General features: G+C 63.1%; 13 protein-coding genes. 4 read left to right on the top strand and 9 right to left on the bottom strand.

From position 1 onward, the window contains the following. Positions 1 to 434 precede the first annotated feature (434 nt). The 5 genes from PSH91_RS18200 to pvdM form a co-directional block, all read right to left on the bottom strand. Positions 435 to 4,592 carry an amino acid adenylation domain-containing protein gene (locus PSH91_RS18200; RefSeq protein WP_305466383.1) on the bottom strand — a complete coding sequence of 1,386 codons (4,158 nt, stop codon included), beginning with the start codon at positions 4,590 to 4,592 and terminating at the stop codon, positions 435 to 437. A 14-nt stretch (positions 4,593 to 4,606) separates the two neighbouring features. After that, positions 4,607 to 6,265, bottom strand: coding sequence for a cyclic peptide export ABC transporter (locus PSH91_RS18195; RefSeq protein WP_305466381.1), 1,659 nt, complete (start codon positions 6,263 to 6,265; stop codon positions 4,607 to 4,609). A gap of 238 nt (positions 6,266 to 6,503) precedes the next feature. After that, positions 6,504 to 7,379: a formylglycine-generating enzyme family protein gene (locus PSH91_RS18190; protein ID WP_047229293.1), complete on the bottom strand. Its 876-nt coding sequence runs from the start codon at positions 7,377 to 7,379 to the stop codon at positions 6,504 to 6,506. Between the two features lie 24 nt (positions 7,380 to 7,403). Then, the gene (locus PSH91_RS18185) at positions 7,404 to 8,684 is read right to left on the bottom strand and encodes an aminotransferase class V-fold PLP-dependent enzyme (protein WP_305466378.1); all 1,281 of its coding nucleotides are present in this window, start codon (positions 8,682 to 8,684) and stop codon (positions 7,404 to 7,406) included. Beyond that, on the bottom strand, positions 8,681 to 10,051 hold the full coding sequence (pvdM, locus tag PSH91_RS18180; protein WP_160891250.1) for a pyoverdine-tailoring dipeptidase-like protein PvdM: 1,371 nt from the start codon (positions 10,049 to 10,051) through the stop codon (positions 8,681 to 8,683). The genes PSH91_RS18185 and pvdM overlap by 4 nt, the downstream gene beginning before the upstream one ends. Before the next feature lie 313 nt (positions 10,052 to 10,364). Between pvdM and PSH91_RS18175 the strand changes: the two genes are divergently transcribed. Continuing rightward, the gene (locus PSH91_RS18175) at positions 10,365 to 11,981 is read left to right on the top strand and encodes a PvdJ/PvdD/PvdP-like protein (protein ID WP_305466375.1); all 1,617 of its coding nucleotides are present in this window, start codon (positions 10,365 to 10,367) and stop codon (positions 11,979 to 11,981) included. Positions 11,982 to 12,181: 200 nt separating this feature from the next. On the opposite strand, the gene PSH91_RS18170 is transcribed toward PSH91_RS18175, so the two are convergent. The 4 genes from PSH91_RS18170 to PSH91_RS18155 form a co-directional block, all read right to left on the bottom strand. Then, on the bottom strand, positions 12,182 to 12,487 hold the full coding sequence (locus PSH91_RS18170) for a DUF6124 family protein (protein ID WP_305468560.1): 306 nt from the start codon (positions 12,485 to 12,487) through the stop codon (positions 12,182 to 12,184). A gap of 96 nt (positions 12,488 to 12,583) precedes the next feature. After that, the gene (locus tag PSH91_RS18165; RefSeq protein WP_305466373.1) at positions 12,584 to 13,978 is read right to left on the bottom strand and encodes an efflux transporter outer membrane subunit; all 1,395 of its coding nucleotides are present in this window, start codon (positions 13,976 to 13,978) and stop codon (positions 12,584 to 12,586) included. Between the two features lie 10 nt (positions 13,979 to 13,988). Beyond that, the gene (locus PSH91_RS18160; protein WP_305466372.1) at positions 13,989 to 15,959 is read right to left on the bottom strand and encodes a MacB family efflux pump subunit; all 1,971 of its coding nucleotides are present in this window, start codon (positions 15,957 to 15,959) and stop codon (positions 13,989 to 13,991) included. Further along, complete coding sequence (locus PSH91_RS18155) at positions 15,960 to 17,111, bottom strand: efflux RND transporter periplasmic adaptor subunit (RefSeq protein ID WP_076383897.1); 1,152 nt, start codon at positions 17,109 to 17,111, stop codon at positions 15,960 to 15,962. 122 nt (positions 17,112 to 17,233) lie between these two features. Between PSH91_RS18155 and PSH91_RS18150 the strand changes: the two genes are divergently transcribed. The 3 genes from PSH91_RS18150 (at position 17,234) to PSH91_RS18140 (ending at position 19,541) form a co-directional block, all read left to right on the top strand. After that, positions 17,234 to 17,551: a hypothetical protein gene (locus PSH91_RS18150; protein WP_155417191.1), complete on the top strand. Its 318-nt coding sequence runs from the start codon at positions 17,234 to 17,236 to the stop codon at positions 17,549 to 17,551. A 27-nt stretch (positions 17,552 to 17,578) separates the two neighbouring features. After that, positions 17,579 to 18,061, top strand: a complete 483-nt coding sequence (locus PSH91_RS18145) for a sigma-70 family RNA polymerase sigma factor (RefSeq protein ID WP_047229286.1) — start codon at positions 17,579 to 17,581, stop codon at positions 18,059 to 18,061. Between the two features lie 145 nt (positions 18,062 to 18,206). Then, positions 18,207 to 19,541 carry a lysine N(6)-hydroxylase/L-ornithine N(5)-oxygenase family protein gene (locus PSH91_RS18140; RefSeq protein WP_188251376.1) on the top strand — a complete coding sequence of 445 codons (1,335 nt, stop codon included), beginning with the start codon at positions 18,207 to 18,209 and terminating at the stop codon, positions 19,539 to 19,541. The last annotated feature ends 20 nt before the right edge of the window (positions 19,542 to 19,561 follow it).

Below are 19,561 nucleotides of genomic sequence, written 5' to 3'. Positions count from 1 at the left end.
GGCGGGTCAGTTTGCGTTGATGTTGGATGTGCCGACGTCATCGCGAGCAAGCTCGCTCCCACATGAGTTTGCTGGTGTTCTCAGCATCTGCAAACGACACAAAAATCTGTGGGAGCGAGCTTGCTCGCGAAAGCGGCGGGTCAGCTTGCGAGGATGTTGGATGTGCCTGCGTCATCGCGAGCAGGCTCGCTCCCACATGAGTTTGCTGGTGTCCTCAGCATCTGCAAACGACACAAAAACCTGTGGGAGCGAGCCTGCTCGCGATAGCGGTGGTTCAGGCGCACCGAGCCTAAGTGAGGTGCCGAGTGGTCGGGCAGAAGCGCTTTGGCTACTTTCGCCTGGGCCGGCTTGCGGATTTTCGAAAGTGACCCGCCGTAACGGCGGAACCCTAAGTGGCGGTTACCTCAGCAACGGATATACACCGACCCCAAGCGCTATTCCCCTTCTATCGTACTGGCCCAAAAAGCCTCGACCAACGAATCAAGCAACCCATCATCAAAAATCATACTGCGGTGACGCAACGGCGAATGCATCGAGCATTGCAACTCCCCGGTCAGGCTGTAGCTCTTGATCAAACCTTCGCAGAATGCCAATTCTTCCGGGGTTTTTTCTACCTGCGTCCACCAGCAGCTAGGCCGAACCCGTACCGGTTTGAAGGTGAACCCGTCGAAGGCTTCCAGCAAACGATCATGCACCGAGAACGCCTGGGCGTTCATGACTTCATCCTTGACGCTCTGCACGATCGCCAGCAAGTCGCCTCGTCCCGGCTCGATCTGGCTGGCGGCCCACTCATGGAAGGCCTTGACCGTGCTTTCGGGTTGCTCACGCCGATAAGTCGCCGTGCGTTCCGTGAGGGTCGGAAACAGCAGGTCGAAGTACTCGATGGCCTCCAGCAGATCCTGAGAGGCCGGGTCGGCTTGTTCAGCGCCTGGTAAATGCCGATGACGCGACAACGTTGTCGGATATAGATGCTCCGGGATCGTGCTATCCACCAAACCGAGAAAACTCACGGTGTGGCCCAGGCTTTCCAGCGTCGCGGCGATGTCCAGCGCAATGGCGCCGCCCAACGACCAGCCCATCAGGTAATAGGGACCTTGCGGCTGGGCCTTGACGATTTCCTGGCTGTAATCGGCGACCATCTCGCGCCAGGCGTCAGGCCCGGCATGCGGTTCACTGAAGCCGCGATGCATGACGCCAAAGGTGCGCGCTCGCTGTTGGAGTTTGCGCGCCAGTGGCTGGTAACAGAACACGATGCCGCCGCTGGGGTGCAGGCAAAATAGCTGCGGTGCGCTGGCCGGTGCGTTGTTCAGTTCGACCAGGCATTGGGTCTGTTCCCGATGTTTTTGCGAGATGAACAAGGCCAGCTCGGCGACGCTCGGGTTGGCCAGCAACTCTTGCAGCCGCACGCTGATATTCAGGCGTGCCTTGAGGTTGGCAATCAGTTCGATCGCCAGGATCGAATGCCCGCCCAGTTCAAAGAAGCTGTCGTTGACACCGACGCGCGCAACCTTGAGGGACTGTTGCCAGAGCTGTGCCAGGGCTTCTTCCAGCTGAGTGCGAGGCGCCAGGTAATGGGAATGCCAAAGACCGGCGTCGGGTTCCGGCAAGGCCTTGCGGTCGAGCTTGCCATTGGCATTGAGCGGGAAATGATCGATGAACAGCAGGTGGCTGGGCACCATGTAGTCCGGTAACTGCGCTTTGAGTGCGCTCAACAAGCCTTCGCGTAACTCGGCCGTGGCCGCTTGGGCGGCAATCACGTAGGCGACCAGCTGCAGGCCGCCTGGGCCTTCATGGGTCAACACGACACCGTCTTGCACCGCCGGCAGCGTTTGCAGGCGCGTCTGGATTTCCCCCAGCTCGATGCGGAACCCGCGAATCTTGACCTGATGATCCAGGCGTCCGATGTACTCGATGCTGCCGTCGGTGCGGTAGCGGGCCAGATCCCCGGTGCGATAGAGGCGGCCACCCGGCAGCGGGTCGAACGGGTCGGGGATGAAGCGGGTAGCGGTCAGGTCGGCACGTCGGTGATAGCCGCGGGCCAGGCCGGCCCGGCCAACGTATAGCTCACCGATGCAACCCTTGGGCACCGGGTTCAGATGAGCGTCGAGCAAATACCAGGACAGGTCGACGATGGGTTCGCCGATGGGGCTAGCAGCCTCGCTGTGCAAGTCACTCATCGACAACGGCCGCCAGGTGACATGCACAGTCGTTTCCGTGATGCCATACATATTGATCAGTTGCGGCGTCTGGTCGCCGAAACGTTCGAACCAGGGGCGAAGACTCTGTACATCGATCGCTTCGCCGCCAAAAATTACCTGGCGTAACCGGTGGGCAAGAGGCTGCCCAGGCTCGCAGGCGACCTGCAGCAACGCTTTGAACGCCGAAGGCGTCTGGTTGAGCACCGTGACGTTTTCCTGGCAAAGCAGGGCATGGAAATCCTCCGGCGAACGGCTCACGGCGTGGGGCACGATGACCAATCGGCCACCGTGCAGCAGGGCGCCGAAGATCTCCCACACGGAAAAGTCGAAGGCATAGGAATGGAACAGGCACCAGACATCCTGATGATCGAAGCTGAACCAGTGGTCCGTGGCCTGGAACAATCGGCTGACGTTGTGGTGCGCCAGCAGTGCGCCTTTGGGTTGGCCGGTCGAGCCTGAGGTGTAAATCACGTAGGCCAGGTTATCCGGGTCCATCGGCACATTCGGATTGTGCTCGGGATAGGGACTATTGGTATCGACCGAATCCAGCAGCAGACAGTTGATGTCGGCGGGCAACGCCAGCGATTCCCGCAGATGAGCCAGGGTCAGGATCTGCGTGACGCCGCTGTCCGCGACCATGTAAGCCAGGCGGTCGGCGGGGTAGGCCGGGTCCAGCGGCACGTAGGCGCCACCGGCCTTGAGGATCGCCAGCAGGCCGATGATCATCTGTGGCGTACGCTCGACGGCGATGCCGACCAGCACATCGGGCCCGACGCCTTGCTCGATCAGCCGATGGGCCAGTTGGTTGGCCTGTCGGTTGAGTTCGGCATAGCTCATGTGCTGCCCTTCAAAGGTCAGGGCGATGGCGTCGCCTGTGCTGGCGGCGTGGGTTTCGATCAACCGGTGCAGACATTGTTCGCTGCGCAGTTGGGTCGGCTGACGGTTCCAGTCGCCCAGGGTTTTTCGGTGTTCATCGGCGCTCAACAGTTGCAGTTCGCCAAGCGCGCATCCAGGCGTCTCGACCAGGCCCCGCAGCAGGTTCTGCCAGTGGCCGGCCATGCGCTCAATGGTCTCTGCGCGGTACAGATCACGGCTGTATTCGAACGTTGCCAGCACCTGTTGCTGGGAATAATCGACATCCAGCGACAGGTCGAACTTGGCCTGGTTGTCACCGGTACTGAGAAACTCCAGCGTCAGTTGACCCAGGTTTGGCGCCGACGGTGAGGACGACCCGGTGCGCCAGTTGAACAAGACCTGGAACAGCGCACTGGCGCCCTGTGCGCCGGGACGTTGCAACTGATCCAGGATCAGTTCCAGCGGGTAGTCGGCATGTTCCAGCGCGGCGAGCGACTGCGCGCGCAGGTCCCGGAGGAAATCCAGCGCGCTGCGGGTCGAGTCGATCCGCGCCCGATACACCTGGCTGCTGACGAAAAATCCCACCAGCTCCTGGCTCTCGTGGCTGTTGCGGTTGGCGTTCGGGACGCCGACGGTGAAGTCGTTCTGGTTGCTGTACCGAGCCAATAACAATTGCCAGGCCGCCAGGGCCAAGACAAAAGGCGTAAGCCCCTCCCGCTGACAGAACGTATCCAAGGCCTGGACCATTGCCGGGTCAAGTGACACCTGCACGCGTCCGGCCATGTGTTGCTGATTGGCGGTGCGTGCAAACTCCTGAGGCAGTTCCAACGCAGGCAGCTCATGGCCCAGGTAGTCGCTCCAATAGGCACCACTGCGCTGGCAGGCCGGGCTCTGCACATAGTCGCCACGTTGCCAGCTCGCGTAGTCGGCGTATTGCAGGGGCAACGACGGCAGTGTTGACGGATCGCCCAGCAAGGCCTGGGCATAGGCCATGGTCAGGTCCTGCATGAGGATCGTGTTGGACCAGGCATCGGAAACGATGTGATGCATGTTGAGCAACAACACATGCTCGTCACTGCCCAGCCTGAGCAACGTTGCCCGCATCAGCGGCGCCTGGGTCAGATCGAACGGTTGTCGGGCGTGCTGTTCGATGCGCTGTGAAAGCGCCAGCTCCCGTGTTGGCTGATCGAGCGCGGCGAGGTTCTCCCGGTGCACGATCAGGCTGGCGTTACGCTCGATCACCTGGGTGGCGGCGCCGTCGATTTCAGTGAAGGCGGTGCGCAGTGTGTCGTGCCGGTCGATGACGCGATTCAATGCCTGTTCCAGGGCGTCGGCATTCAGTTCGCCGGTCAGGCGCAGGGCGCGCGGCAGGTTGTAGGCCGAACGGCTCGGGTCGCGCTGTTGCTCCAGCCACAAACGCTGCTGGGCGAAGGACAAGGGCGCGCGGTCCGGCCGGCTGCGGCTGGAGCGGGCTTGCACGGCGTCAGCGTCCTCCTCCAGCAGTAGGGTCAGCAGGTCATCATCTAGCAATGGGTTCATGGTGTTCTCGCGGTTCAGGCAAAGGCGGCGGGGGCTTTCTCACTGATGACCTGACCGGCCTGCATCCGGACCAGTTGATCGGCTATGTCGAAATAGCGGTCGTCGTGGGAAATGACGATGATGGTTTTGCCCAACGCCTTCAGCTCCGGCAGCAGTTCGGTATAGAAAACCCGTCGGAACACCGGGTCCTGGTCGGCGGCCCATTCGTCGAACACCAGCACTGGGCGCTCCTCAAGCCAGGCGTTGAGCAACGCCAGGCGTTTGCGCTGGCCGGTGGAAAGATCGGTAGTGCTGAAGGCGCCGTCCTGAATGCGAACCTTATGAGCGATTTCCAGGCGCTCCAGGTAGCGGTTGGCGTCGTCAGGCACCTGCTGGTCACCCTGAACCAGGTCATCGAACAGGTAATAGTCGGCAAAAATCGTGGTGAACAACTGGCGATAATCGTCCCGTTGCGCGGCCCCTACCGGCGCACCGTCGAGGAGGATTTCGCCGCCCTGGGGGAAATAGAGGCCCAGCAGCAGTTTGATCAGCGTGGTCTTGCCGCCACCGTTTTCACCGACGATGAACACAATGTCGCCCTGGGCGATGGACAGGTTGATCGGTCCCAGGGCGAAGGGTTGGCTGCCTTCGACCGCCGGGAAGGCGTAGTGCACATCACGCAGCTCAAGCTGCTGGAGCGCTGGTCTGGAAACGCTCTTGTCGTCCAGCAGCAGGTGCGGCTCCGGTGAGGAAAACTGCTCGTCCAGCTCGGCGATGCGCTTGAAGGCAATGTTTGCCCGGCTGATGACCGGCAAGGTCATCACCAGGTATTCCAGCGGGCCCTTCATGTACAGCAGCACCAGCACGAAGCCGCTAAGCACGGCCTTGTCGGTGCCCAGCCACAGCGATTGCAGGGCCAGCACCAGGCCAATGACCACAAAAAACAGCATCGAGCCGAAGGTCTTGGCCACCACGAAAGTGTTGACCGCGCGAATATTGGTGTCGCAAATATTATCGGCGGTGGCTTCGATGCGCTGGCTGAACATGCGCTGGCGGCGTGGGCGATGAATGCGCAGTTCCTTGGCGCCGGCGGCGATCGCGCTGTAGTGTTTTTGCAGCGCGTCTTCGGCCTCGCGGGCGGCTTCGAACCCCCTGATGCCACGAGCCCGGGCCAGGTATTGCACGACCGTGCCGATCACCAGCGCCACCAGCAGCAGCAAGAACATCGGCAGTGACAGGTAGGCCAGATAACCCAGGCAACCGAGGGTCACGGTGAAGGCGATGGCCAGCGGTGCGAACGAAAACGCGAAATTGCTGACGGTGTTGACGTCGTGGGTCAGTACCGGGATGAGCCGGTGGCTGCGATAACGTTCGATCTGTTCGATGGGCGCCAGCAGCACCTTCTTGCCCAGGGACTTACGCAACCCGGCGATGATGTTCTGACCGACGTGGTTGCTACCGATGTCCGAAAGAATCGAGGTCAGCAGCGCCACCGCGCAGAGCACCACGAACGTTACCAGCGTCTGGGCTGTGGGTTTGGCCGCGGCGTTCAGGGCGTCGTTGATGGTCGCCAGCAGGGCGGTGATGCTCAGGCCGCCAAGCATGCCCAAGAGGATGGAGCCTACGACAATCAGCCGGAAGGGTTTGAGCAGGATGAACAGTTCATTGATCACCCCGCGTGTTGGTTGGCTCATGGAGGTTTCCCTGCTTGATGAAAAGGGCGAAGGCCATCGCGGGTGGTCGCCGGGAGGGCTTTAGGACGCAGGCACGCTGGATTGGGTTGTGCCCATCTTTAGAACGATTGGAGGGCAGGGGAATTTATCCTGTGGGAGCAAGGCTTGCCCGCGATGAAGGCGACGCGCTTTTCTGTGAAATCGAGGTGTCTGCATCGCGAGCAAGCTTTGCTCCCACAGGGGCCGAGCTGTGCTCGGCCTACATATCCCGCGCCACCCGAAAACCAATCCAGTCACCCCGATTGCCCGGCACCAGCGCGTTGCGGTTGCCGGAGCGGGAGAACACCGGTGCCTCGCCCCAGTCGTTGCCGCGGATACGCTTGAACTCGCATTTGCCGGTCAACCAGGCGCTGCCATCGCTCGGGGCGCCGATGTAGTTTTCGTTATAGCAATCGGCCGTCCACTCGTAGACGTTGCCGTGCATGTCGTACACGCCGAAGGCGTTGGGCGCGAAGCTGCCGGCCGGGGCGGTGAAGTTGTAGCCGTCGGCCGCGCCATAGGTGTTGGCGTGTTGGGCGATGCTGTATTCCTTGCCCTCGTCGAACGGGAAGGGGAACGGGCCGCTGGTGCCGCCGCGTGCGGCGTACTCGCGCAGGGACTCGCTGACCAGGCGGTATGGCTTGCCGGTTTTTTTCGACAGCCAGGCCACGTAAGCGTTGGCCTCTTCGAAATTCATGCACACCGCCGGATGCCGGTCAGTGTATTGCTTGCGCGGGTCACTGCCCTGATAGTCCGGGATGCCGGCCTTGCACGCGCGGCCGGGACGTTTATCGCCGTCGGGCATCGAGTAGCCGGTGTCGCGCAGGTAGGCGAACCATTCGCCCTTCAAGACCTGGAAGCGGCTGATCGCCAGCGGTTTGGCGAAGGTCACCGGGTGCATCGGGCCTTCGTCGGGCTCGCGGCCCACTTCATCTTCCGGGGTGCCCATCTGAAAGGTGCCGGTGGGCAGCACGACCATTTCCGGGCAGTCCTTGCAGTCGCGAAAGACCTGGCCCGGTTGTGACGCCTGGGCGCCGGAGGGCAGCAGGGCGGCGAGGGCCAGTGCCGGGAATAGCTTCAACGAAAAACTGTTCATCCATCTCTCTCGATAAAGTCAGGTTCAGAGTGTCTTGCCCAGCAAGCCCATGAAGCGATCGATCTCGGCTTCGGTGTTGAGCAGGCCCGGCGCGGTTCGAATGACAGGCCCGGCGTCGCGATGCACGGCGTCGGCGATCACCCGGTTCTGCATCAGGTAGGCGGCGATCTCGTCGCTCTTGCGGCCCTTGACCCGGAAGAAGGTGAAACCGGCCGACACGTCCGGGCTCATGGGCGTGACCAGCTCGATTTGCGGCAACGCCAGCAGCTGTTTTTTCAAGTAGGTGTTGAGCGTGTGAATGCGCGCCTGCACCTCGGCCTTACCCAGTTGCAAGTGCAGCTTGAACGCCTCGTCCGCCGCCCAGCGATGCTCGAAGGCGTGGTAGCCGCCGGGCGTCATGGTGGTGGAAAACGCCGTGGCTTCGGAGAAGGTCGGGATGATCGGCGTGACGTACTTGAGCTCTTCGCTGCGGCTGCACACCAGGCCGGTGCCGCGGGGGCCGAACATCCATTTGTGGGTGCCGGCGATGAAGAAGTCGCAATTCATCGCTGGGAAGCTCAGGTCTTCAACACCGAAGCCGTGCACGCCGTCCACCACGTAGATGATACGTTGCGCATCGCTGCGGGCCTGGTTGTGCTTGTCCACCAGCGCGCCGATCTTGTCGATCGGCAGCTTCACGCCGCTGCCCGAATGCACCCAGGTCATGCCCAGTACGCGGGTTTCAGGACGGATGTTGCGGTCGATGGCGCGCAGGATTTCATCGTGGCTGGCGTTGTGGGCGTTCTCGAACAGTTTGATCTTGCGCACCCGGGTGCCGTCGCGTTGGTTGCGCAAGTCAAGGATGGTATGGGTGGCGTAATGTTCGTGGGTGGTGCTGAGGATTTCCTGGTCGGCTGCCACATGGACGCCGCCGTAGATCATCGCCAGGCCCTCGGTGGTGCTGCCGGTGAGGGCGATCTGCGCAGGGTTTGCTTGCAAGTAGCGGCCGGCCCAGGCCCGCACGTTTTCCTCGCGCTCCTCGGTGACGCCCAGGTCCCAGTCCATCAACAGTCCCGGGTTTTTATCCAGCGCGGCGCGATGCCGGTCGATGGCCTCACGTACCGGGCGCGGGTGGGTGGTGACCAGGAAATTGGAGAAGTGCAGATAGTCCGGGTCCTGGTTGAACAGCGAGCGCAACTGCGCCCATTTGTCCCGGGGCAATGGCGGCAGGGGATCGGCAATGGCCGGGGCGGGAAGACTGGCGGCCAGCGGCAGGCCGGCGGCAAGGATCCCGGCGTGCTTGAGAAAGGTCCGGCGCTCATTCATGGCTGGACGGCCCCCCGGGTCGAGGCCACGGCAGGCCGCGCGGCTTGCTGGACCTGATCCCAGACCCGCAGAAAGTTGCCGCCCCACAGTTTGGCGATGTCCGCTTCGGAGTAGCCGCGGGTCAGCAGTTCGGCGGTGACGTTGCGGATCTCGCCCACGTCTTCCCAGCCTTTGACTCCGCCGCCCTCGTTGAAGTCCGAACTGATGCCGACATGGTCGATACCGATCTTGCGTACGGTGTAATCGATGGCGTCGCCCAGGTCCTTGAGGCTGGCCTTGGGTTCCTCCTCCAGAATGCCATAGAGCTGGCCGGCGTATTCACCGAATTTCTGTTCCGGCCACGCGGCGATGATCGGATCGCCCGGCATCAGCGCCATGGCCAGGTTGGGCAGCGGTGGCAGGTCGAAACGCTTGCGCAGGTCGTTGAGTTTGTCCTGGGTTTTTTGCGTCAGCGGGCGCAGGTATTGGGAGAAACCGACGACCTGTACCACGCCACCGCTGGCCTTGATCAGCTGCATTTCTTTGTCGCTGAGGTTGCGCGGGATATCCACCATCGCCCGGGGTGCGGAATGGGAGGCCACCAAGGGTGTGCGGCTCAGTTGCGCAACTTGCTCCAGGGCCTGGGTCGACATCTGCGAGACGTCGATGATCACGCCCAGGTCGTTCAGGCGCGTCACCGCTTGCTTGCCAATGTCCGATAGGCCGCCGAGGGCGTCAGGTGAGTCGTTGAAGAACGGCAGAGGGCGCGAGGAGTCGGCCCAGTCGTTGTTACCGATGTAGCTGAAGCCGAACATGCGCATGCCCCGCGCCGTCCACAGATCCAGCAGGCTCAGGTCATGGCCCAGAGGATAGGCGTTGAGCATGCTGATGAAAATCGCGAACTTGCCTTCGCCGTGCAGGCGCCGGAAGTCATCCGGGGTGTAGGCGATGGCGACCTGGTTGGGAAAGTCGCGGACCATGCCGGTGATGATCTTGAAGCGCACTTCCTGCTGATTGCGCGCTTCCTCGACGAAGCCGGCGGTGGGCTTGTGCGGCGCGTTGGGGCCGTTCCACAGCTCCGGCCAGCCGAAGATCGTCAGGGCCGCGCCGGACAGGTGCCCGCGGTTGGCTTTGACCAGATCGAACTGGCCTTTACCGTCTTTGTCCGCCTCGTGACCGGCGGTGCCGAAATTCAGTGGCACGGAGATGTGGCTGTCGAAGGACAGCAGGCGCTCGTGCAGTTCCCTGGCCTCTTTCATCACCTTGACCGGGTAGCCAGGGTTGTCCCGCCACCAGTGGTCCCAGGCCGCCAGGCCGCCACCGACCGCCAGTGCAAGGGCCAGGGGCACGCCGATGAAGAGAGCTTTTTTCGAACGTGGTGTTGTCATTGCCGATCTCAGTCAGGTTCGCTGCGGGGGGCTTTGCTATCTGGGGAGAACGAGTGATCGGCGGGGAAATTTAGGTGCGGCCAATGGCCCTATCGCGAGCAGGCTCGCTCCCACATTGAACGCGCTCACCTGTGGGAGCGAGCTTGCTCGCGATAGCGGTCTGACGGTCGACCGATCTCTCGCGGATGTACCAGATCCATTGTGGGAGCGAGCCTGCTCGCGATGAGGCCCTCGCAGCCCCTATAAATTTGTCAGTCCCCCCATCGTTCTAGCTTGGATAAAGCCCGCTCCAGGGCCGAACACAGGTAAGGCAATGACGATTTCTCGACGATGGTTCATGGCGGGCCTGGCGCTGACCGGTGCCGCCGTGCCTGCGGTGTATTACGGGCATCGCGAACTGACCCGGCCGGACCCCACCATCACCCCCGGCGAGGCCTCATTCGATGTGGCGGACGTGGCGGGGCAGCGCCGGGCCGATACGCTGCGGGGTATCTGGACGATCCGTTTTTCAGGAAGCGACGCGGGCCTGGACGGTTTGCCCGGCGACGGTCTGCAAGTGTTCCTCGACATCGCCCACAAGGGCCGTGGGCTGGTGGGCTGTCTCGACACCGCCGAGCGGTTGCGCGCCGATGATGAGCCGCGTTATCGAGTGCTGGGCGACTTGGCGGGGGATGACAAGAAACAATTGAGCTGGCGCCTGATCGGGACCCGGCAGGACGCGCCGGTCTACGAATTCATCATGACCCTGGACGAAGTCTGGGCCGGCTTCGGCAATGCCGGCACTGCCACCCTAAGCGGTCGCGTGTTGCGCCTGGATCGCCCGCTGGCGCTGCCGGAACTCGACAATCAGTTCATCGCCCGCAAGCTGCCGTTCCCCGAAGCCCGGGAACGCACGCCGCTGAGCCCGCCATTGCTGGCCTGGCTGGTGTCGCCGGAGCATCGGTTGTTCCATCAGCTCTGGCACGCCTCGCGGGACAAATGGCACAGCCTGGACGAAGACAAGCGCAATGCCTTGCGAGGCATCGGCTGGCAGCCCGGCCCACGGGACCATGAACGTGACGCTCGTGGCAAGCGCAAGGATCGCAACGGCTCGGGCGTGGATTTCTTTTTCATGCACCGGCACATGCTCGGCACGGCCCGTTCGTTCCAGCCGCTGCCGTCGTGGCCGCGCTTCCCGTTGCCGCAACCGGAGCTGGAGCGTGATCGCCTGGGCTTTGCCCGGTATTTCGATAACCACGATGGCACAGCTTTGCCGCCCACCTGGCTGGCCAGCGGCGACGAGCAGTACGCCCAATGGGTGAGTGACATCAAGACTGCCGAGACCTATCACAGCAACTTCCAAGTCTGGGAATCGCGCTACCGCGACCCGCGCTACCTGTCGAAACTGACCCTTGGCCAGTTTGGCTCGGAAGTGGAACTGGGCCTGCATGACTGGCTGCACATGCGCTGGGCTTCGGTGCCCCGCGATCCTTCCAACGGCCACCCGGTGCCCTTCGCCCGCGACCCGGCGGACTTCGCCCAGCGCTGGTACGCCCCGGAAAACGACTTTCTTGGCGACCCGTTTTCCTCCCATGTGAACCCGGTGTTCTGGGCCTTCCACGGCTGGATCGACGACCGCCTCGAAGACTGGTTCCGCGCTCACGAACGTTTCCATCCGGGTGAAGTGAGCCGGCTGGAAGTCAACGGCGTGCCTTGGTTCGCCCCCGGCCGCTGGGTGGAAATCGCCGACCCCTGGCTGGGCCCGGTCACCCACGGCTGCAGCACCACGCCGGGTTTGCAGCCCGGACGTTCGGTGGAAATGGACCCGGAAACCATGAAACTGGCCCTGCGCATCACCTTCGGCAGCGACGACAAAAAACTCTCCGAACTGTTCCGCCGCGTGCCGCAGCGGCCGTGGTATGCGCGTAATCTCAAGAGTAAGCCGGTGTAAAGCGTCGCTTCCCAAAGAAAACCAAAGCGAACGCTGTTGTGGCGAGGGGATTTATCCCCGCTGGGGTGCGAAGCAGCCCCTTTAGCCGGCACCTCGGTGAGTCAGTTGCTTTGAGTGCGCTGGTTTGGGGCTGCTTCGCACCCCAGCGGGGATAAATCCCCTCGCCACAAATATCACTTGGCTTGAGAGGGCATGCGCCTTTAACGCGGCACTGCGATGTCCAGGGCGCGGTTCGCCAGCAGCTCACTCAGCTCGACCATCTGCTGGATCCCCAAGGCAAAACTCCGTCGCGCGCCGTCCAAATCAAATGCCAGGTCGCTGGCCATGACATTGACTGACGCAAGGGTTTCGCTGAGGTTGGCCAGCAGGCATTCCAGGTCCGCGCCTTCCGCAACGGTGAACAACTGGCCCGGCGGTGGAGTGGGGTTTTCAGGTTTGGGGTCGAGGTAGTAGGAGAGGGCGCGGTCGGCGGCTTCATCGTTCCTACGCTCTGCGTGGGAATGCAGCCAGGGACGCTCCGCGTCCCAAAGAGCAGAACGCAGAGCGTCAGTAGAGGCATTCCTTTGCTGCGCGTGGGAACGATAGAAACGTGTGTTCGACGCTCACATCACCCGCCAACCCCCACCCAGCGCCCTGTACAACGCCACGCTCGCCTGCACCCGCGCCAATCGCAATTGCACGTTCATGTCCTGGGCGGCGTACAGCGTGCGTTGGGTTTCCAGGACCGTGAGCAAATCTTCGGCGCCGGCCTGATAACGGCTCTGGGCGATGTCGAAGGCGCTCTGGGCCTGGTGCAGTTCTTCGCTTTGCCATTGTCGCTGCTGGTCGAGCCCGTGGATGCCGTTCAGGGCTTTTTCGACGTCGGCGAAGCCGTTGATGATGGCGGCGCGGTAGAGCTCCAGCAGTTCTTCCTGGCGCGCGGTGGCTTGGTCGCGTTCGGCCTTGAGGCGGCCATTGTTGAAGATCGGCGCGGCCAAACCTGCGGTGAGGTTGTAGACGTTGTTGCGCAGCAACTGCTCGGCAATGTCGGCGCCGGTGGCGAGGCTCAGGCCCAGGGTCACGGAGGGCAACATGGCCGCGCGGGCTACGCTGATGTCGGCCTGGGCGGCGGCGAGGCGGGCTTCGGCGGCGGCGATGTCGGGGCGGCGACTGAGCAGGTCGCTGGGCACCCCGGCGTCGATGGCGGGCCAGTGCAATCGGTCGAAATTTTCATCGTCGAGTGTGACCGACTGCACCGGTTGCCCCAGCAGCGCCGCCAGGCTGATCAAGGCTTCCCGGGCCTGCTGCTGCACTTGAGGCAACCTGCGCTGTTGCGCCGCCACCAGGCTTTTTTGCTGGGACAACTCCAGGGCCGTGGCACTACCGGCGTCGTAGCGGGTCTGCACCAGATCGAGTACACGTTGGGCGTTGTCCAGGTTCTGTTCGGCGATGCGCTGTTGCTCGCGCAGGGACAACGCCTGGGTGTAGCTGTTGGCGACGCCGCTGAGCAGGGTCAATTCCACGGTCGCCCGATCGAACTGGCTGGCTGACAGACTGCTCAGCGCGCTGTTCCGGGCCGCCCGTTTGCCGCCCCAGAAGTCCAGCTCATAGCTGGCGCTGAGGTGGGCGTCGTAGTAGTCGATGGTGCGGTTGTCCCGATTGACGTCCAGTTGGCTGTAACCCTTGCCCCGCAACAACTCTTGACGAGTGCCGTTGAGTCCGGCCGTGACCGCCGGCAGCAACGGCGCGCCGGCGATCACTGCGCTGGCCTGGGCCTGGCGCACCCGGGCCATGGCGGCAGCGAGGTCGTAACTTTCCCGGCGCGCCTGCTCGATCAAACGGTTCAATTGCGGACTACCAAAGTGCGTCCACCATTGCTGGTTATCGGTTCGAGCGGTGGCGGTGTCGAAACTTTGCCAGGCCGGTGGCGGCTGGATGCCGCTGTCCGGCGTCGGCGCGGGGGTGCCGCAGGCCGCCAGTAACAGGCCTGCGGCCAGGAGGGTCAGGTGCGCTTTCATAAGGTGAGGTTCATTCACTGGTGAGGGCCGCGACCGGGTCGAGGCGAGCCGCCTTGCGGGCCGGCATGAAACCGAAGACAACGCCGGTGACCAGGGCGCAGCCGAAAGCGCCGAACACCGCCAGCCATTCGAAGGCCACGGCGATCTTGCCTAGCAGCAACGCACCGCCCACCAGCAAGGCCAGGCCGATCCCGGCCAGCCCACCGACCACCGAGAGCATCACCGCTTCGGTGAGGAACTGGCGCAGGATGTCCCGCTGGCGCGCGCCGGTGGCCATGCGAATGCCGATCTCGCGGGTTCGCTCGCGCACGGTCATGAGCATGATGTTCATCACGCCGATGCCACCCACTAGCAGCGAAATCGCGGCAATGGCCCCGAGCATCAGCGACAGTGTGCCCTGGGTGCGCGCCTCGGCCTGGATCATCGCGGCGTTGTTGGTCAGTTCGAAATCCTGCTTGCCGTCATGCAGGCGCAACAGGGCGCGGGAGATGGCCTGTTCGGCCTCCCTGACCTTGCCCGCGTCCCGGGCGGCGATCACCACGTACTCGGGATGCCGGCTGCCGAACAAACGCACGCTGGCGGCGGAGTAGGGCACGGCGATGCGGTTGTCGGCGTCCGAATCCCCGGAGCTGGCACCTTTTTCCGCCAGCACGCCGACCACCTGAAAGGGCACGTTCTCAATCAGGATGTAGCGGCCGATGGGGTCGTCGACCTCCTTGAGTAGCTTGTGCCGGACCTTGTGACCGATCACTGCCACTGCCGCCGCACTGCGTTCATCGGCATCGGTGAAGTAGCTGCCCTGGGCCACCGGCCAATTGAAGATGGTCGGAAAGTTCGTATCGTTGCCGCCGACGTAGCTGGTGTGGTCGAGGTTGCCGAAACGCACGCTGGCGTCAGCGCCGTTGACCGGCATGATGCGCTGCACCTCGGGCAGGGCGGCGAGGGCCGCCAGGTCGTGTTCGCTGATGATGCCCTTGGCGGCGCGCGGGGTGGGCGCGGTGCCGTTGAGGTAGATGATGTTGGAGCCGAAGGCGCCCATCTGGGCCATGACCTGACGTTTGCTGCCTTCGCCCACGGCCAGCATCACCACTACCGAGGCCACGCCGATGACAATGCCCAGCAGCGTCAGGGCGGTGCGGAAGCGGTTGATCCACATCACCCGCCACGCCGCTTGCACGGCGTCGAGCAGTTCGCCTTTCCAGGCGCCGTTGTGTTCGCTGCCGGCGCTCAGGCGCTGGCGCAGGTCCACCGCTTGCAGTGCCTTCGGATTGGCTTGCACGTGGTGCGGCAAAGCGCCGGCGTTGTCGCTGATGATCAGCCCGTCGCGAATCTCAATGATGCGCTTGGCCCGCGCCGCCACCTCGCAGTCGTGGGTGATCAGGATCACCACATGACCCTGGCTCGCCAGTTCATCGAGCAACGCCATGACCTCGATGCCGCTCTGGCTGTCGAGGGCGCCGGTGGGTTCGTCGGCGAGAATGATGTGGCCGCCGTTCATCAATGCCCGGGCAATCGACACCCGTTGCTGCTGACCGCCGGACAGTTGATGAGGGCGGTTGCCGGTGCGGCTGGCCAGGCCCAGGCGTTCGAGCAGGGCGCTGGCCCGGGCGTGGCGCTCGGCGGCCGAAGTGCCGGCGTAGATGGCCGGCATCTCGACGTTTTCCTGGGCAGTGCCGGACGGGATCAGGTGATAGCCCTGGAACACGAAGCCGAAGGCTTCGCGTCGCAGCCAGGCCAGTTCGTCACTGCCCAGGCCGGCGACGTCTTCGCCGGCAAACCGGTAATCGCCGCTGGTGGGGCGGTCGAGGCAGCCGAGGATGTTCATCAAGGTGGACTTGCCGGAGCCAGACGCTCCGACAATCGCCAGGAATTCCCCGGCGTGAATGGACAAGTCGATGCCGCGCAGTACCTCCACCCGAGGGCTGTCGCCACCGCCGTAAACCTTGCGAATGTCCCGCAGTTCGATCAGGGGCGTGTCCATTCAGCCTCCGCTGCCGACGGCCGGACCGATCAGCACCCGGTCGCCTTCACTCAGGCCGTCGAGAATTTCGGTACGCAGCCGATCGCTGACGCCGGTGCGAACAGTGCGCGGCTGGACATCGCCATTGTCGGCCACCACCTGCACTTGCCTGGCGTTGGCCTGCAACGCAGCGCTGGGCACGGTCAGGACATCGCGTGCCTGGGCGGCAACAAAAAACACCTGGGCGGTCATTTCCGTCATCAGGGCGCGGTCGGCGTTATCCACATCCAGCAACACGGTATAGAGCACCACCCGTTCGCTGCCACTGCGCCCGCCCGTGAGGCTGCCGCCCTGGCTCGCTTCAAGCGGGCGCGGCGGCACCGGCAGGATCTGGCGCACGGTGCTGCTCCAGCGCCGGGCGCCGCCGGCCAGGGTGGTGAAGTAGGCGGTCATGCCCGGTTTGACGTGGCCGATGTCCGCTTCCGAAACTTCGGCCCAGACCGTCATTGGCGACAGGCGTGCGATGCGCAGAATCAACGGGGTTTGCTGCTGGGCGTTGAGGGTCTGGCCTTCCCGGGCACCGACGGCGACCACGGTGCCGCTCATGGGCGCGAAAATGCGCGTGTAACCCAGCTCGGCCTCGTCACTGCGCAGGTTGGCCTGGGCCTGGCGGATCTGGGCCTGGAACATGTCGATGCGCGCCTGGGTCGCCCGCACTTCGGCCTGGGCGGTCTGCACGTCTTCCTCGCGGGTGGCGCCGCCGGCCTTGAGTTGCTGCTGGCGGCGGAATTTCTGCTGGGCCAGATCGTGCTGGGCTCGTTGTTCCTGGAGCTGGGCCTTGAGGTTTTCAATGGAGAAGCGTCCGGCGTCCAGCTTGGCCTTTTGTGTGGAGGGATCGATCTCAACCAGCAATTGGCCTTCGCGAACTTCGTCGCCGGCTTCTACATGAATCTTGCGGATCTGCCCGGACGCCTGGGCGCCGACGTCCACGTAACGCCGCGGTTGCAGGGTGCCGAGGGCGGTGACGCTGTTTTCGATATCGCCACGGGTGACGGGGGCGGTAATAAGCGATTCACGGCTCGGGGCCACCGCTTGCCAGGCGGCAAAGGCCACGGCTGGAAGCAGGGCGAAGGTTAAAAGCCAGGCGCGTCGGGTAGGGCGGGGACGTTTCATGCAGGGTTCCGGCCGGTGGTGTCGGGCCCGTTCCATGAGGGGCAGGGACGGGAGGCTGTCTTGGTAAACGAGCGCTTCGGACGGGAATTTACTGTGTGAAACACTTGGTAGCAGGATGGCGGATGGGCAACGCAACAACCAAGACAGGTGATGTTGTGGCGAGGGGATTTATCCCCGCAGGGCTGCGCAGCAGCCCCAAAACCTGCTACTCAAAACATCTGGCACACCGAGTTGTTGGCTATGAGGGGCTGCTGTGCAGCCCAGCGGGGATAAATCCCCTCGCCACAACATCAGTGTCGGTGCCAGTAGAAATGAACGAATCAGCCTTGATACAAACCAAAGCTTTAAATCTATATGAGAATTACTATAAATTACGCGATGAAATCTGCCACTATCGTGCCATTGCCGATTTCAGGCACGCCGATCTGGCACAGGGATAGCTGTCGCAGCCATTGCGCAGGGGAGTCATGTTGGAAAACTACTATCGCGAGCTGGTGTGTTTCCTGAACGCCAGGCTAGGCAACCGCCAGGCGGCCGAGGATGTGGTGCATGACGCCTATGTGCGGGTACTTGAGCGCGCCAGTGACACGCCCATCGAACAGCCCAGGGCGTTCCTGTACCGCACCGCGTTGAACCTGGTGATCGACGGGCATCGGCGCAATACCCTGCGCCAGGTCGAATCCCTGGAGGTGCTGGACAGCGAAGAGCGTTTCTTCACGCCATCGCCCCATACCAGCCTAGACCACGGTCAGCGCCTGGACCTGCTCCAGCGCGCCCTGGCCGAATTGCCACCGCTGTGCCGGGAGAGTTTCCTGCTGCGCAAGCTCGAAGGCCTGTCCCACCCGCAAATCGCCGAACGCCTGGGCATTTCCCGGGCGCTGGTGGAAAAGCACATCGTCAACGCCATGAAGCATTGCCGCACTCGTATGCGGCAGTGGGACGCGCATTAATCCGTCCACGCCGGTCGCATCGCGGTAAATTTTTTTTCACTGTCCTCGTTCCTCTCAACAGACGACTTGCCGGCTTGCCAAAGATCGGTCGGGTCACCCCAGGCTTTTCGCGCCCTGTTGAGGGGCCCTCCAGAGGACACTGGACATGACACAGGCAATTGCTTCGCCCAACGTTCACGACTTGATCGGTATCGGCTTCGGCCCCTCGAACCTGGCGCTGGCCATCGCGCTGCAGGAGCGGGGCCCGGTCCAGGGCGAACTGGATGTGCTGTTCCTCGACAAACAGGCCGACTACCGCTGGCATGGCAATACCCTGGTGACCCAGAGTGAGTTGCAGATTTCTTTCCTCAAGGATCTGGTGACCCTGCGCAACCCCACCAGCCCGTATTCGTTCGTCAATTACCTCAAGCATCACGGCCGCCTGGTGGACTTCATCAACCTTGGCACGTTCTACCCGTGCCGTATGGAGTACAACGACTACCTGCGCTGGGTGGCCGGGCAGTTCACCAGGCAGAGCCGCTACGGCGAAGAAGTGCTGCGCATCGAGCCGGTGTTGCACAACCAGCAGGTCGAAGCCTTGCGGGTGATTTCCCGCGACAGCCAGGGCGAAGAGCTCGTGCGCAGCGCCCGCTCGGTGGTGGTCAGTGCTGGCGGTACGCCGCGTATCCCCGACGCGTTCACCGCCTTCAAGGAGGATGCTCGGGTGTTCCACCATTCCCAGTACCTGGAGCGCATGGCGACTCAGCCGTGCGTGAACGGCCAGCCCATGACCATCGCCATCATCGGCGGCGGGCAGAGCGCGGCGGAAGCCTTCATCGACCTCAACGACAGTTTTCCTTCGGTGCAGGTCGACATGATCCTGCGCGGCTCGGCCCTCAAGCCTGCCGATGACAGCCCGTTCGTCAACGAGGTGTTCTCCCCGGAATTCACCGATCTGGTGTTCCAGCAGCCCCACAGCGAACGCGAACGGCTGGTCAACGAGTACCACAACACCAACTATTCGGTGGTGGACATCGACCTGATCGAACGCATCTACGGGATTTTCTATCGCCAGAAAGTCTCGGGCGTCGCCCGTCATGCCTTCCGTACCCTCACCACGGTGGAGAAAGCCACGGCCACCGATGCCGGCGTGGAGCTGGCGGTGCGCAACAACGCCACCGGCGAGTTGAGCGTGCGCCGTTATGACGCGGTGGTGCTGGCCACCGGTTACGAACGGCAGATGCACCGCACATTGCTGGCGCCACTTGAGCAATACCTGGGGAATTTCGAGGTAGATCGCAACTACAAGTTGATCACCGACGAGCGCTGCAAAGCGGCGATCTACATGCAGGGCTTTTGCCAGGCCAGCCACGGCCTGAGCGATACCTTGTTGTCGATCCTGCCGGTGCGCGCCGATGAGATCGCTGGTTCGCTGTACGAGCACAGCAAGCATCGCGGACAGAGCCGTTCGGTGCGCGACCTGAAGCTGGCCACGGCGTAAGCAATCGGCAGTCTCGCCAG

Source organism: Pseudomonas sp. FP1154 (genome assembly GCF_030687245.1).
Classification (GTDB): domain Bacteria; phylum Pseudomonadota; class Gammaproteobacteria; order Pseudomonadales; family Pseudomonadaceae; genus Aquipseudomonas; species Aquipseudomonas rhizophila.
This window is presented reverse-complemented; position numbering and strand designations above follow the sequence as displayed.